This window comes from Chitinophaga japonensis (genome assembly GCF_007830125.1).
Lineage (GTDB): Bacteria > Bacteroidota > Bacteroidia > Chitinophagales > Chitinophagaceae > Chitinophaga > Chitinophaga japonensis.
Genome location: NZ_VLLG01000006.1, coordinates 188,596 through 204,345, shown reverse-complemented (window position 1 = coordinate 204,345; position 15,750 = coordinate 188,596). Strand labels below are relative to the sequence as shown.

Genomic DNA, 15,750 nt, shown 5'->3' with positions numbered 1-15,750 from the left:
TCAGCAATGGCTTTACAGTTGGTAAAATACCTAGCGTAACGCTATTTTCAGGGACACCCCGCTGTGCTGCGGTGCGTAAAAAGGGGAGAGGGACACCCGTTTGTCCCTGTTTTTATGCCGGTGCAGCTCCGGTACGAGGATGCCGGAGCCGGCTCCCACCAGGAAGCCGAGTATCACGTCTGTTTTAAAATGCCGGGCCGCTTTCATGCGGTAATAACCTACCAGGGAGGGCGGCACCGCGGCGGCGGTATACAGCAGCAGCCGTTTCCAGCCTTTGATCTGCCGGTAGTCCGTATACACTTTTACCAGGAAGAAGGTGGAGGTGGCGCTGAAGGACACATGGCCGCTGAAGAATGAATTGCTTTTGGCCAGCCCTATCCTTTCTTCAACCGGCAGCGCGTGGTTATAGGTGAAGGGGCGGGGCCGGCGCACGGAGAAGGCAGTGGCGAAATAGACGGTATTGTCCACCGCATGGGTGGTCAGGTACAGGGCGATCAGGTCCAGCCAGTCGCGGCGCACGTGCTTGTCCAGCGCCAGCAGCAGGGGGCTCATAATGGAAATGTTCAGGAACAGGTCCGAGTTTTTCTGCGCCTGCGCAAATCCTGCCGGGTCCCGGAATATCACGGGCCGGTCAAAACTGTTCACGTCGTCCGGGTTGAGCGTAAGCAGGTCGCTTGCTGAAAATTCAGACGCTTTGTCCAGCGCCTTAAAGCCAAAAGCAGAGCCTACTATAAAGGCGGCCCCCGCTGGTAGTTCGTATTTCAATTTTACATTATACACATCACTGCCGGTGGTATCTACCGGTATTTGTAAAGGCGGCAGGGTGGTATCCTTGGTTTGAGCGGCGCCGGCCAGGTGGCAGCAAAAGCAGGCGCATAGCAGGAACAGTGATCTTACAGTTGCAGGCATGTTGCGAATATGGACCCCAAAATAATGAAATAAAAACGGAAACAAATAACGAACTTGCGCGAGAAAAACCATGCCCGATTCCTTTTACCATCATCAGCAACACCGCCCCGGTGCTTTCCGGCCCCGGCAGGACCAACTACTGCACGAGATTCTTTAAATAATTATTAATTTTGGAGTTTTATATATATATTTATATTAATAATAATGAAAACATATTTCCGGCTGTTGTCTTTTGCTAAACCGATAGAGAAGTACGCTATTCCTTATATCCTGTGCACACTGCTGTCTGTGTTGTTCGGAGCGCTGAACCTGGCGTTGCTGGCGCCACTGCTCACCACTCTCTTTAACCAGAATGCTGCTGAGCAGGTTGTGCAAAAGCCGGAGCATTTTTATGAGGTTTTCAAGATGATGAACTATTATTCCTGGTGGATCAATAAACATTATGGGATTTACCGGACCCTGCAGTTTGCATGTTCTACGATCATTATTTCTGTATTGCTGGGTAATATTTTCCGGTATTTCTCGGAACGTATTATGGAAAACCTGCGCATACACACCCTCCTGAATCTGCGCAAGGCCGTATTTAATAATGTAATGAACCTGCACCTCGGATTCTTTAATAATGAGCGGAAAGGGGATATCATGTCTAAAATAGCTTCTGATGTACAGGTGGTGCAATATACGGTGACCGGCACCCTGCAGGTGGTTTTCAAAGAGCCGCTTACCCTGCTGAGCTACCTGGTTATGCTGTTCATCATCTCTTACAAGCTTACGCTGGCCTCCATGCTGATCATCCCGGTTTCGGCCTTCATCATATCCAAGATCGTATCACGGCTGAAGGAACAGGCCGTCGCCTCCCATGAAACCTACGGTAATATGATCAGCTACCTGGATGAAGCGCTGGCCGGCATTAAGATCATTAAATCGTTCAACGCCACGGAGTTTATCAAGGACCGTTTTAATAAAGAGAACATACGTTACTCCAATATCATCCGTGCTATGGCTAAAAGGCAACAGATGGCCTCGCCGGTGTCCGAATTCCTGGGTGTGGTGATGGTGGCGGGTATTGTGCTGTATGGCGGCTCCCTGGTGCTGGCAAACGATGGGGGGCTGGATGCTGCCGCCTTCATCGCCTATATCGCCCTGTTCTCCCAGATCATGCGCCCGGCCAAAGCCATTTCACAGTCCTTCAGCGGTATCCATTCCGGACTGGCCGCCGGGGAACGGGTGCTGGCCCTGATCGATGAAAAGCCGCTGATATCGGATGCGCCGGATGCCAGGCCTATAGAGGAGTTTAGCGAAGATATCCGCTTTGAGCAGGTATCTTTTGCGTATCATGAAAAAACTGTGTTGGACAATATCAGCCTGAGCATACCCAAGGGCAAATCCGTGGCGCTGGTAGGGCCTTCCGGCGCCGGCAAGTCCACCCTGATGGACCTGATCCCCCGGTTTATACAGCCACAGTCCGGCACCATCCGGATAGACGGCAGGAATATACAGGCATTCACAGCCGATTCCCTGCGGGCGCTGATGGGCATTGTGAACCAGGACTCTATCCTGTTCAATGATACGATATTCAATAATATCGCTTTCGGGAAGCAAGACGCCACCCCGGAAGAAGTGGAGGCGGCCGCCCGCATTGCCAATGCCGATGAATTTATTATGGCTACGGAAAAGGGCTACCAGACCAACATCGGCGACAAGGGCGTGAAGCTGTCCGGCGGCCAGCGACAACGTATCTGTATTGCCAGGGCGGTGCTGCGCAACCCGCCCATCATGCTGCTGGATGAAGCCACTTCCGCGTTGGACACCGAATCGGAAAAAATGGTGCAGGACGCGCTGAACAACCTGATGAGGAACCGGACCTCGCTGGTAATAGCGCACCGTTTAAGCACTATCCAGAACGCCGACCTCATCATTGTGCTGGAAAATGGCAGAATTGTTGAGCAGGGATCACATATGCAGTTGCTGGAAAAGGATGGCCTGTACCGGAAGCTGATCGATATGCAGACCTTCAGTGCCAACTAATGTAACAAATTAGGATATAGTACGTTGTATATAACAGGGCGGTGTGTACAGACCACTGCCTATTTCATGGCAATAAAGCACTAAATTGATGGCGAAAAGGGATTTTTCGGTGGGTATGCTGATCTCGACCTATAACTGGCCCCAGGCGCTGGAGGTTATCTTCCAAAGCATATTGCAGCAAACGCAGTTGCCGGATGAGATACTGATAGCGGACGACGGGTCCAGGGCGGATACCACACAGTTGATCAACCGGTACAGGAAGATCTTCAAGGTGCCGGTCAAGCATGCCTGGCATGAGGATGCCGGCTTCCGCAAGGGCATTATTCTGAATAAGGCGGTAAAACTGTCCACATCAGATTACATTATTGAAATTGACGGCGACATTGTACTGCACCGGCGTTTTATCGAAGACCATATCCGGGTGGCGGAACGCGGCTATTTCGTGCAGGGCTCCCGCGCCATGGTAGGGGAGGCGGCCACGCAGGAGATACTGTCCGGGAAAGGTGCCCGCCACCGCGTCGGTTTCTTTACAAGGGGCATCCGCAACCGTTTCAATGCGCTGCGCCTGCCGGTCCTGTCCTGGCTGATCCGCGCCAATCCTTATGGTTCTGATAATACGAAAGCCTGTAACCTGGCTTTCTGGAGGGAGGATTTTATTGCCATCAACGGGTATAACAATCTCTTTTTCGGCTGGGGCTCCGAGGACTGCGAGTTTGCCGCCAGGCTGATCAACGCCGGCGTGCTGAAGAAACGCCTGAAGCTGGCCGCGGTTTGTTTTCACCTGCATCATGAGTATAACTCAAAATCACAGTTTGCCGTGAACGGGCAGCGATACAGCGATACCAAGAGCAGCAAAATGGTATTTTGCCCGGACGGTTACGCGGAAGTATGATGTAGTATCAGCCATGCCAGCAAAGGGTACAGCACCCATTTCACGATCCGGTAAGTATTGGATCGGTAAAAGAAAACCTTATTAACAATACCATCGTCATGAAAACGCTCTCCTATTTTTCCCGGTTGCATACGTGATAGTTTTCCCCACAATACGCCGGTCTCATATACCAGCCGCAGTGCCGTTACATACCCTATGATCACCGGATGGGCGGTAGCGCCGCGCTTTACCGTTTGTACCGCACTTGCCACCAGCTCTATTGCCAGCACGCCTGCTGTAAAAATCAGCACAGGCCATGCCCATGCGGAGCCGGCCAGGAACAGCAGCAGCGCTGCCAACAGGGATAGCAATACCGTTTCAGGCGTGTTCAGAAAATCATAGTAAGTATACTGTGGGTTCAGCGCGCCCAGCCAACTGTTGCCTTTGCCGTAACGGAAAGGGCGCAGGAAGCTCACCTTTTCATTATTCCACCAGGGATGCACTACCCTGGCCTGTGGCAAGGTGCGATAGTTCTCAAACCCGTTACGCTCGCGTACCCGCAGGAAGAAGTCCACGTCCTCGCCGCCGCCGGATTTAGGGTATGCAGTGGAGAACCGCGTGTCGCCGATAGCGCTGCGCCGGATCATCATGTTGGCCGTAGCACCCCATGCAAAGGAGGATTTATGTTCCGCTATACCGAAGATGTCCATGGAGCCGCTGATGCCGATGGCTTTTGTGAAAAGCGACTGCGGGGGCGGTAGCTGTACCAGCCCGATGAACCCTGTAGCAGCCGGCTCCCGAATGGCTGCCTGCGCATATACCACCAGCAGGTCGTCACTTACCGCGATATCATCATCCAGGAACAGTATCCAGTCGGCATCTGTAACGTCAATACCTTTATTCCGCGTTTCCGCGGCTCCCATATTCTGCTCATTTACCAGCAGGAAAATATGCGTATGGTCCACCAGTTCCCGGATAGCGGCAGATGGCTGAATGGAAGGATTGTCAACGATCAGGTAGAACTTTACAGCGGCATCGGCAGGCCTGGGCAGGCGGAGAATGGGAAGGATGTACTTTTCTTCAAGCCGGAAGGAAGGAATGATTACATCGATACTTACTTGCATGTATTTATTTGGAACGACAAAGATAAGTACATTTATTCTATTGCAATGAAAGCGCGGTGTCTATCACCTTTTTAGCTACTGCTTTGGTGGTGAGGTGATCCAACGTATGCTGGTACAGTTTGTCTATCACTTCCTGGTAACGGTCTGCATTGAATTGCCTGGCATGCAGCAACAGCATGCCCTGTTTTACCAGCTCCCGCGGGAAGTTATGCATGGTATTGGCCGGACAGGCCTCCAACCCCGGGAAATAGGGCAGGCAATAGTTGCCGAGTATCTCGTAATGGCGCATGCAATCCCAGCCGGATTTTTTTGTGGTCAGTCCGTAATAGGACCGGTAGTAATCATCGTAATACCCTTGTTCCTCCCGGAAGGTATAGGTTTCCTTCACACCCGGTATAATGGCGCCAAACATTTGTTCTTTTTCCATCACCGGTGCGTGGCGCATCTTTTGCTCCGGGATGCTGAAGGAGATCGGGAAAGTATTTTTGACGTTGTCCGTCAGCTCTCTTTTAAAGTAAGGGAATTTTTTATGGAGCGGCAGGAGGGTGGTCTCGTCAGCGCCATCTACCAGCAGTATCTTATTGGCAGGGTATTTTTTTTTGACCAGCCGGAAGTAATCATCGCAGCGGTTAATAGCGCCATAGATCACCAGGTCGTAATACCGGTGCTTTATTTTTTGTTCGATATCCGTGCGGTCAATTTTATTGTCCCCTATCAGCCAGAAAGCCGTAAACCCTCCCCATATGGTTTTCGGGTCTACCTGCTGCTGCTGGTCTTTGTACAGGGAGACGATCTGCGTACTGTCGGTTACATCATCGCCAAATAATTCATACAACCCGTAAAAAAGCAGGTCGTTCATATAATCGCTGATGAACCCGTAGCTGGCCTTGAATATTTTCCGGTGATCCGTGACGTACAATATCTTCACTCGTTAACTTTTAATTGCTTAGTAAGGCCTTACTTTTTTGCGTTTTAATTTTAACCGGATGAATTTTGACATGGCATCCAAGCGCAGCAGTACCGGGAACAGGTGGGTGGTTTGCTGGTTGTAAAAACAGTTGTTCAACGCCTCCCGCAGGGGCCCTGTGTATTGATCCCTGGTGAACCAGAACTGACGGTGCTGCTTTTTGAACGCCTTCCAGTATACACCTCTCGGGATCAGTTGTTGGTTATAGCTGCGTGTAAGTATCCTGGCCGCTTCCAGGTAATTCTGACCGGTTTTAACGGCCCGGGTGGTAACATCCCCATTGTGATTCCTGAAATAATTCAGGGTCCGGCCGCAGACAAAAACATCTCCCATTTTACACAGCTCGATCCAGAAATACCAGTCGCCGCTGAACTTAAAATCGAGGAACTCTTCATTCACTGCTGCAAACAGCTCCTTCCTGAAAATGGCCATACTGGCATTAAAAATGGCGCACTGCAAAGAAAGAAAGCGGGGAATGAACTCCCTGCCGGGAATGATATCCGTCAACTGGGTGTAAAATGACTGCCACATGATATTCTCCTGCATATCAAAGGCAATGGACTGGCAGTAGGCAATAGCGCAATTGTCATGTTTCTCCAGCCCGGCTACCAGGTGCTTTAAAAGGGAAGACTCACAATAGTCGTCACTTTCCGCCATCCAGATATATTTTCCGCTGGCGGCCTCCACGCCTTTTTTCCATTGCCTGAACACACTAGCCCCATTCACTTCATTGTAAATGATCTTTGTTACTTTAGGATGGTCCCTGTATTGTTCTATCACTTCACGGCTGTTATCTGTAGAGCAATCATCCAGTATAATCACCTCAAAATCATCAAAGTTTTGGTTTAGTACGGATTGGATCCTCTCATCCAGGTAAGCGGCATGGTTATAGTTAGGAATGATGGCAGAAACAAGTGGAGTATGCGTCTCCAACTTAGCGTTTGTCATGAAAAACAGTAATTTTAAACCGCAAAATTACGAATCCTGCCTGACTTTATTACAGATAAATATAAATATATTTTTATCCGGAAATATTTAATAATCAGTAAAATAGAATATGTGTGGATTGCCGCATGCCTGCTTTGCCTGTCCCTGTTGGGCTCACAGTCCGACGGCATTTACGGCACCGGTAACTGGCGCTTACCTGCCTGCACCCGGCGCCGTATCAGCCCACTTTCTTCAATATGGCCACCACTTCCCTGATCTCCTTTTCGTTCAGCGATGCAAAGCCGATGCGCAGGGCATTGTGGTTATGCGAGCCGTAGCTGTAGTTGCTGCCGTCTGCCATGAACAGCCCGTGCGTGGCGGCCCTGGCGGCAATCGCCGGCAGGGGATGCTTTTTATGGAAGCGGGTCCATACCGCCATGCCGCCTGCCGGAGGCCGAAAGGTGACCAGGCCATTCAGCTCCTTTTCCATCAACTGGCAGAGCAGGTCCCGCCGCTCGTGGTACAACTTGACGGATTTTTTAAGATGGCGCTGTATGTCGCCGTTCCTGAACAGCAGGGCCAATGTTTCTTCCAGCACATTATCGCTCCGTATGTCGATCAGCCTTCGCAGCACTGATGCGTCCTGGATGAATTGCTCCGGCGCTACCATATACCCCACACGCATAAACGTAGCCAGCGATTTGGTGAGGGAGCCGATATAGATCACGTTGCCGCCATGGTCTGCGCTGGCCAGCGGCAATATAGGGCCGCTGCTGTAATGAAAATCGTAGTCATAGTCATCCTCTATCACGGGCAGGCGGTACTGGTGGATTAGCTCCAGCAGTTGCATGCGCCGGTCTGCGCTGAGCGTTACGGTAGTAGGGTGGTGGTGGTGCGGAATAATATAGAGCAGGTCCGGTTTCTTACGCTTGCAGATGCGGGCAATGGCTTCTACGTCCATCCCGTGCCCGTCCATGGGTATCCTTACCAGTTTTGCGCCCAGTTGCTGAAATGTCATATCTGCCAGGAAATAATTCGGGTCGCCTGTCAGTACCGTGGCGCCGGGCTTTAATATCATGCTGGCGGCAATGTAAATGGCCATCTGCGCGCCATGCGTCAGCAGCAGGTTATTGGGGCCTATGTTCAGTCCGCGGCTGTCCGTGAGGAATTGTACCAGCTCGTTGCGCAGGCTGAGCGGGCCGGCCGAGCTGCCGTACATGGCATACCGTTTTATGGCGGGGCTGTGGAACAGGCTGCGGTATTCGCGCACCAGGAGGTCTATGGGCGCAATGCGGTAATCGGGGAAGCCATCGTTGATCGCCAGCCGGAATTCCCCGGCTCTGGCTGCTGCGGAGGGCATAGCCCGCGGTTTCTGGTAGGCGAAGCCGGTGCTGCCGGCATAGGCGGGCAGCCGTGCGGCCGCTTTAAAAGTGCGGGGTTTTATTTCCGGCAGGCGCTGGGAAACGATCACGCCTTTGCGCGGGATGGTTTCTATCCAGTCCTGCGTAAACAGCTCCTGGTAAGCGGCTACAATGGTCTTGCGGTGCACCTGCAACAGCAGGGCCATTTCCCGGCTGCCGGGCAGCGCTGCGCCGGGCTTGATCACACCGTCGCGGATCAGGCGCACCAGGCCATTGGCGATCTGCTGGTATACCGGCATGGCAGCTTCTTTGTTAATGGTCAGCAATGTTTGAAAGGGCAGCATCTGGACTACTTGTTTTGTTATAACTGGACTATAAAGGTAGCCCAAGCGATGGATACTTTTGTGGGGTCAAACCATTAAAACAGGATATTATGTCAAGATTGAAAATGGGCAAGGTACAGCCTGCCGCCTACAAAGCCATGAACGCGCTGGACCAGTACATGGAAAATACCAGCATTGACAAGCGCCATTATGAACTGATAAAGATCCGGGCTTCGCAGATCAACGGCTGCGCCTATTGCGTGGATATGCATACCGGCGATGCGCTGAACCTGGGCATGGAGCCCCGGAAGCTCTACCTGGTGGGCGTATGGCGGGAAGCCCCCAACTTTTTTACGGAGGAAGAACAGTTGCTGCTGACCATTACAGAGGAGATCACGCTGATACACCGGCAGGGGCTGAGCGAACCGCTGTACCAGCAGGCCCTGTCGCTGTTCGGTGAGGAAAAGACCGCACAGGTGATCATGGCCATCATCACCATCAATGCCTGGAACCGTATCGGCGTATCCCTGAACATGCACCCGCCACAATAAAAATCAACGTATATGCACCAGATCAGATTTGCGCAAACAGAAAAAGAAATAGCCGCCTGCTGGGAGGTAGTGCACACCCTGCGCCCCCACCTGCAGCAGCCCGGTTTTGTACAGCAGGTAAAGGAAATGCAGGAGGAAGGGTACCACCTGCTGTACCTGGCGGAAAAGGAGCAGGTAGCGGCGTTTGCGGGTTACCGTAACCTGCACTCGTTGTTTGCCGGTAAATTCATTTACGTGGATGACCTGTGCACGCTGCCGGCCTGCCGGGGCAAAGGCTATGCCGGCGCCTTGCTGGACTATATCCACGAGCTGGCCAGGGAAACAGGTAAAGGTGAGGTGATACTGGACAGCGGTTTTCAACGGCATGACGCGCACCGCTTGTACCTGAGAAAGGGATACAAGCTGGCGGCGCATCATTTTAGTTATAAGTTGTAGATAAGCTGTACTGTAGCCTTTCCTTCCGTTACATTAAAGCATTGCAACCCGGTGTTGCAATGCTTTGTTTTTATTTGGATATTTTTCAATAAATTACATACAGAATATCCCAATACATCAGCTAAAACAAGTAGCAACAGCAGGATCGTGTAATTACCCCAAATAAATTTTCACCCCTCTTAACACACAAATCATATACCATGGGACAAAATGCAGACAAAGACCACGTAAACAAAGTCATGAATGAATCCGTGGCCGGTAAAGTGATCGTACCATCCACCCGGGAGGCCATCAGCAAACTGAACCTGGACCTGCAGATGGCGTACATTGACGCGGATGCCTATACCGCGGACCCCTACGCTATTTTGGGCCAGGTGATACAGGTGAGGAAAAAAGACGGGCAATGCCCCGCCAGCTTTAATGAAGCCGGCTACCCGGCGGAGCTAACCCCGTTCCCGGTAGCGCATAAAGTGAACGAGGCCTCCAGGCTGACCAAGCCCGTGCTGCGCAGCTCCATCATGGTGGACAAGTCGCTGGCGGCAAGCGTATCCTTCCTGAGCTACCTGTCGGCCGAGCTGAACGCGGAAACCAGTTTTTCCGTACTGGTAATGGACCAGGCTACCGGGCTGGTAGATACCAAAGACGCTAGCTGGAGAACCGGGCTGGACCAATGGAAAAAAGACAATGCAGACCTGCTGAACGACCCGGAGATCTGTTACCTGTTCGTGGTAATGGGATTCGTGCAGAAGAACATCATTCGCAAGAAATATGAAAAATACACCGGTAAGGCCCAGGGCGGCGCCTGGGGCGTAAACCTCAACGGGGAGCTGTCCACCGCCACGGAGCAGTTTGCGCTGGACATCAAGTTCGGCCTCACGCCGGCGGTGCTGAAACGCCCCTCACCGGCCGGTGTTATCGACAGCAGGGGCTTTGCGGCCACTAAAGCGGCTTTAAAGGGCGCAGCTTCCCTGGCGCCCACCGCGGATGAGATCATGTTGTTCAGCTCCATAAAAGGAGAGCTGACCATGCCCAAACGAAAAAAGAAAGCGGCCGGCAACGGGGCTAAGCTGCCGGCCTCTTTCCAGGGTTAACATACAACAGATGGCCGGCCGGCATTACCACCCTTCATTCTGCACAAGGTTGGGATTCCGGAGTGTTTCATCCACGGTAATGGGGATGATGTACATGGCATTGCGCCAGGGCCGGTCCTCTACCTTGAAACGTTCGTAACGGAAGCCGCCGGGAGCCGTATTGTCCACAATGGCCTGCAGGCCGTAAATAGCCCTTTCCGTTTGTTCGGCTATCTTCCAGCGGCGCACATCCCAGAAGCGGTGGTTCTCAAAGGCCAGCTCTATCCTCCTTTCATTTCGGATACGCTGCCGCATGTCCGGCTGGGAAAGCCCGGCGGGCAGGGGCGGCATGCCCGCGCGTGCGCGGATGGCGTTCACGTAAGTGGCGATGTCAGGATTACCGGGGTCGTACTCGTTGAGCGCTTCCGCATAGCCGAGGTAAAATTCCGCCAGCCGGAAAATAATGCCATGCACCTGCCTTACAGACGATGACTGGCTGGGTGTAATGTTCTCGTCCAGCAGCTTGCGTGCAAAGTAACCGGTGCGGGTATGGTCTACATCCGTGCTCAATGCATCTTTGCCGCCGGCAAAGGTCTCGATCTTGCGGCCTTTGAAGTCGGCATCGTTGTAAAGGATGTCCTGGTAAAAGCGTGGGTCCCGGTGTGCATAGGGTTGGGACGGGTCATAGCCGGAGGCGGGGTCCGTGACAGGAAAGCCGTTATCCATTTCATAGTCATCTACCAGGTTTTGGGTGGGCGCGCAGCCGGACCAGCCGCTGTTGCCAAAGGGGAACAGGTAACGGTCCATACCCTGGTCTGTTTCGCGCATGCGTTGAAAGATCACCTCGTTGCTGAGCAGGGTGGTGGAGGTGAACATTTGCTTGCGGGCCGCCAGGTTGGGCTCCAGGCGGTACACGGGGCCGCCGTCGCCCTGCAGGTCTATCACGGCTTTGGCAGCAGCAGCGGCCTTCCGCCACTTCTCGGGGTCGGAGGCCGTGCTGTTGCTGCTGATGTCGCCCTGGAAGCTGGTTTTGCCGGCAATGGCCCATAACGGGCTGGCGGCATACAGCAGGGCGCGGGCTTTCAGGGCCAGGCAGGCGCCTTTGGTAACGCGCCCCACCTGGGTGCTGGGATAGGATAAAGGCAGGCGTTTAAAAGCTTCATCACAGTCGGCCAGTACCTGCGCCACGCAGGAGTCGTAGGTGTTGCGGGGACGGTTCAGCGCTTCACTGTCGGTCTGGTCCATCGTTTGGGTAACGATGATCACGCCGCCGAACTGTTTGATCAGCTCTGCCAGGAACCAGGCCCTTAGAAAATACACTTCCCCGATGCGGTTCTCCAGCGTGCCGGGATTATTGGGATCGTCCGGCGTATTGTATTTCACTACGTTTTCCAGGATGGTATTGGCCTGGCGGAGGGCTACATAATTTTCGCGCCAGGTGTTGCCGATGGTAGTGGCGTTCCAGGAACCGTTGTTAAAGGTCTGGGAGGCCATCCAACTGGAGGCGTCTTTGCCCTCGTCTGTAGCGGAGCTCATGGAATAACCACCCAGGTAGGTGTAAGGGCCGCGTATGCGGGAGTACAGGTTATTCACCACCTGGTCCGTCATGGTAAAGTTGGTAAAGATGTCCTCATCCTGCTGTTGCGTGGTGGCGGCCCGGTCCAGGAAATCCTTTTTACAGGCGGTGAGTACGATAATGGTAAGTAATATGATTGCTTGTTTCATAAACATATGTTTAGTTTGGACTTTGAAGCAGGAAGTAAGAGGTATGATGATTTGCACGGGTTCCCATTTCCTGCTTCCTATTTCTTACTTCCTGCCTCAAAATTTGACATCGATGCCGAAATTCCATATCCTCTGGATCGGGTACATATCGCCCCGGCCATTGTTCACTTCCGGGTCCAGGCCAAAATCATCCAGCTTGTCCCAGGTATGCAGGTTCATACCGTTAATGTATATACGAAAATAGTTGATCCCTGCCCGCTTTATCCACCGCTTGGGCAACTGGTAGCCTATCTCCGCATTCTTGATACGGAGGTAGCTGGCGTCGCGGATCCAGAAGGTGGACAGGCGGTGATTGTTGGCGTTGGTAGTGGCGTGCAGGCGGGGATAGGTAGCCGTGGCGGCTGTTTCCGGCGTCCAGCGGCCCAGGTGGAAAGGCTTTACCTTGCCGCCCTGGAAAAATTCATAGGCCGCTTCCCCGTCCAGTGACACATCCGTATGGGCGGCGCCCTGCAGCAGTACAGACAGGTCGAAGCCCTTGTAGTTTATGCCAAAGGTAGCGCCGTACATGATCTCGGGCGTACGTGCGTAGCCGATAGCCGTTTCATCAAAGGCGGCCTGTATGTAATCATATTCCTTGCCGGTCAGTTTTTTATACTTGATATCGCCGGGGCCGTAGTTGCTGGAAAAGTTCTGCAGGGGACTGTTCGCTACGTCCTCCTGGTCACGGAAAAAGCCTTCGGCTATCAGCCCGAACCGGGTGCCTACCGGGTGGCCGGTGCGCCGCATCCAGGGGTAGGACTGGGGCACTTCATCCTGGTACACGATATTGTTGCGCGCATAGGTGAGGTTGGGCTTGATGGTATAGCTCACCTGGCCGATGGTGTTTTGATGCGTAAGCTCTATTTCAATGCCTTTGTTGTCTACAATGCCGATGTTCTGCGCCTTGATGTCCTGCCCGAATACGTCGGACAGTGTTTTACGGGGTATCAGGATCTTGCTCCTCCGCTGGCGGAACACGTCCACTGTCAGCCCCAGCCGGTCGTTCCACAGGCGGGCTTCCAGGCCCACATCCACCTGGCGGCCGCGTTCCCAGGTTACATTGGGGTTGCCGATGGCGCCCTGCGCCCAGCCGTTGGCCTGTGCAGGATTGGTGCCAAAGTAATACTGCGGCGCGCCTGACCAGGAGGTAAACCAGAGAAAACGCTCGGAGGCAGGCGGGAACTGTGAGCCGCTGGAGCGGTCATTGCCCACTTCACCGTAGGAGCCGCGTATTTTCAGGAAGTTCACCACGCGTACATTGTTCTTGAAGAACGGCTCTTCAGACAGCACCCAGCCGCCGGAAATGGAAGGGAAGAAGCCATAGCGGCTTTCCCGGGGAAAGTTCTCCGATCCCTGGTAGGAGGCGCTGAACTCCAGCAGGTATTTCAGCTTGTAGTTATAGGTGCCTCTCAGCAGCAGGGACTGGTAGGCGTAAGGTATCTGGGAGTTGAATTCCTGCAGGCGGCGGTTCCACAGCAGGATGGCGCTGGCTTCGTGGTCGTTGAACTGGCGGTTCCAGTTAAGGGTGGTCTCAAAATAGGTGTTGCGGATGGCATCGCCGCCGCCAAAGCCGCCATTGGGATCTATCTTGGTATCCTGTCCAATGGTGCGGTAGCCGGCGGGGTTACCCTGGTCATCAAACAAGGGTTGGTACACCGCATAGCTGCGGGTATAGGAAGCGCTGGGCCGGTTGGTATTATCGTAGGAGAAAGACGCTTTTACGCTGAGGTTTTTGGTAATGAAATCCAGTTTGCGGGTAAGGGCAAAGGTGCCCTGTACCGTGTTGTTATACCAGCGCCGGTAGCCTTTCTGCGACAGTTCGCCATAGATGTTGCTGGTATAGGTACCGGTGCCCCACATAGAGCCGTCGGGGTTGAAAATGGGATAGATAGGCGGCATGCGGTTGGCGAGCTGCATCACGCCGGATGCGCTGTTGTTGCCGTCCGTGCGGTCCGTTAAAATGCCCGCCAGGTCCAGGCGCGCGGTGAGGTTGGGGGAGATGTCCACGTCTACGTTGGCGCGCAGGCTATAGCGCTTCATCAGGTTGTTGGCATTGTAGCCGTCCTTGTTCTCCGTGGTATGCCGGTAATTGCCTTCCGCCACATTGTAGCCCGCGGAAATGAAGTAGCGCGCTACGTTGCCGCCGCCGCTTACATTCAGGTTGGCGCTGGCTACCTGCGAAGGCTGCATCAGGAATTTATAGTAATCGGTGTTGGGTAGCGAGCCGTTCTTATAGCCTTCCAGTTGCTCGTCTGTAAAGGGCACCTGCTGCCCGTCGTTGCGCATGGCTTCATTCAGCAGCCGCGCATAATCATAGGAGCCGAGGTAGGGCGGCAGGCGGGTAGGCTCCTGTATGCCGGCGGATGCGCGGAAGCTCACCTGCGGCGTGCCGGCCTTGCCACGGCGGGTAGTGACCAGGATGGCGCCGTTGGCCCCGCGCATGCCCAGCACTGCGGTAGCGGCGGCGTCTTTGAGGATGGTCACGCTTTCCACGTCATTGGGGTCTACATAGTCCATCGGGCGTTCCACGCCGTCCACCATTACGATCGGCGTTGCATTATTAAGCGTGGCTACGCCGCGTATGTACAGGGTGCTGCCGTCCACGCCCGGCTCCCCGCTGCGCTGCGTGGTAATGAGGCCGGGTAGCCTGCCGGCCAGCGCATTCGTGAGGTTGGACACCGGGCTTTGCACCAGCTCTTTGGTGGTGATGGAGGAAATGGCGCCGGTAACGGTGGCTTTTTTCTGCTCGCCGTACGCTACGATCACCACATCCTTCAGGCCGATGTTGGAAGGGCTGAGGGCTACGTTTACGGAGTTGGTAGCGCCGGTTTCCACTTCTTTTGTTTCAAAGCCTACATAGGAAAAGGAAAGTACCGCTTCGCCGGGCGGCACTACAATGCTGAAAGTGCCGTCGGCCTGCGTAGTGGTGCCGCGGCTGGTGCCTTTTACCTGCACGGTTACGCCGGGCAGCGGCTCATTGCTGCGGTACTCTATCACGGAGCCGATGATGGTGCGGGACTGCGCCTGCTGCCTGGCAGGCGGCGGGTTTTTGATAATGGTGTCTGCAGCCGGGCTGCGTGGCGCCGGGCGGTAAATGATAATGATATCATCCTGCTGTTTGAAGCTGAGCGGCGTGCCGGCCAGCAGCAGTTCCAGCGTTTCCTTTACCGAGCGGGTGCCTTTTTCCAGGGAAATGTTCCGGTAGCGGCGCACCTGCTCCGGCGGAAAAGCAATGCGGAAGCCGGACAGGGTTTCCACTTTCTCCAATGCGCTGCGCAGGGTTACATGGCTGAGCGCCAGCGTGATCTGCCTGGTGGCAATGTTCTGCGCGGTGCTGCTGGCCGCCCACAGCGGGGAGAGCAGCAGCATGCATACAAGTAGTAAGGTACTGATCTTCATAAGAGAACGGGCATTATGGTT

Annotated in this window: 12 protein-coding genes; 5 read left to right on the top strand and 7 right to left on the bottom strand. The window is 53.8% G+C overall.

Annotation, left to right across the window (positions count from 1 at the left end):
- Positions 1-30: 30 nt before the first annotated feature.
- Positions 31-909: a phosphatase PAP2 family protein gene (locus LX66_RS25200; protein WP_158642758.1), complete on the bottom strand. Its 879-nt coding sequence runs from the start codon at positions 907-909 to the stop codon at positions 31-33.
- Positions 910-1,113: 204 nt separating this feature from the next.
- On the opposite strand from LX66_RS25200, the gene LX66_RS25195 reads away from it, so the two are divergent.
- Both LX66_RS25195 and LX66_RS25190 read left to right on the top strand, forming a co-directional pair.
- Positions 1,114-2,937, top strand: coding sequence for an ABC transporter ATP-binding protein (locus LX66_RS25195; protein ID WP_145718675.1), 1,824 nt, complete (start codon positions 1,114-1,116; stop codon positions 2,935-2,937).
- An 88-nt stretch (positions 2,938-3,025) separates the two neighbouring features.
- A complete protein-coding gene (locus LX66_RS25190; RefSeq protein ID WP_145718673.1) occupies positions 3,026-3,829 on the top strand; it encodes a glycosyltransferase family 2 protein in 804 nt (267 codons plus the stop codon).
- Here LX66_RS25190 and LX66_RS25185 read toward each other — a convergent pair.
- From LX66_RS25185 to LX66_RS25170, 4 genes are all read right to left on the bottom strand, one after another.
- Positions 3,814-4,932, bottom strand: a complete 1,119-nt coding sequence (locus LX66_RS25185) for a glycosyltransferase family 2 protein (RefSeq protein ID WP_145718671.1) — start codon at positions 4,930-4,932, stop codon at positions 3,814-3,816. The two genes, LX66_RS25190 and LX66_RS25185, sit on opposite strands and share 16 nt — an antisense overlap.
- A gap of 37 nt (positions 4,933-4,969) precedes the next feature.
- Positions 4,970-5,860: a calponin homology domain-containing protein gene (locus LX66_RS25180; protein WP_145718669.1), complete on the bottom strand. Its 891-nt coding sequence runs from the start codon at positions 5,858-5,860 to the stop codon at positions 4,970-4,972.
- Between the two features lie 18 nt (positions 5,861-5,878).
- The gene (locus LX66_RS25175) at positions 5,879-6,847 is read right to left on the bottom strand and encodes a glycosyltransferase family 2 protein (RefSeq protein ID WP_145718667.1); all 969 of its coding nucleotides are present in this window, start codon (positions 6,845-6,847) and stop codon (positions 5,879-5,881) included.
- 217 nt (positions 6,848-7,064) lie between these two features.
- Complete coding sequence (locus tag LX66_RS25170; protein WP_145718665.1) at positions 7,065-8,531, bottom strand: aminotransferase-like domain-containing protein; 1,467 nt, start codon at positions 8,529-8,531, stop codon at positions 7,065-7,067.
- An 89-nt stretch (positions 8,532-8,620) separates the two neighbouring features.
- Here LX66_RS25170 and LX66_RS25165 point away from each other — a divergent pair, with 89 nt between their 5' ends.
- From LX66_RS25165 to LX66_RS25155, 3 genes are all read left to right on the top strand, one after another.
- Complete coding sequence (locus LX66_RS25165) at positions 8,621-9,061, top strand: carboxymuconolactone decarboxylase family protein (RefSeq protein WP_211366530.1); 441 nt, start codon at positions 8,621-8,623, stop codon at positions 9,059-9,061.
- 12 nt (positions 9,062-9,073) lie between these two features.
- Positions 9,074-9,496: a GNAT family N-acetyltransferase gene (locus LX66_RS25160; protein ID WP_145718661.1), complete on the top strand. Its 423-nt coding sequence runs from the start codon at positions 9,074-9,076 to the stop codon at positions 9,494-9,496.
- A 200-nt stretch (positions 9,497-9,696) separates the two neighbouring features.
- The gene (locus LX66_RS25155; protein WP_145718659.1) at positions 9,697-10,587 is read left to right on the top strand and encodes a hypothetical protein; all 891 of its coding nucleotides are present in this window, start codon (positions 9,697-9,699) and stop codon (positions 10,585-10,587) included.
- Between the two features lie 24 nt (positions 10,588-10,611).
- Here the strand turns inward: LX66_RS25155 and LX66_RS25150 are convergent, their stop codons facing one another.
- Both LX66_RS25150 and LX66_RS25145 read right to left on the bottom strand, forming a co-directional pair.
- A complete protein-coding gene (locus LX66_RS25150) occupies positions 10,612-12,291 on the bottom strand; it encodes a RagB/SusD family nutrient uptake outer membrane protein (protein WP_158642757.1) in 1,680 nt (559 codons plus the stop codon).
- 96 nt (positions 12,292-12,387) lie between these two features.
- Positions 12,388-15,729: a TonB-dependent receptor gene (locus LX66_RS25145; RefSeq protein ID WP_158642756.1), complete on the bottom strand. Its 3,342-nt coding sequence runs from the start codon at positions 15,727-15,729 to the stop codon at positions 12,388-12,390.
- Positions 15,730-15,750 lie beyond the last annotated feature (21 nt).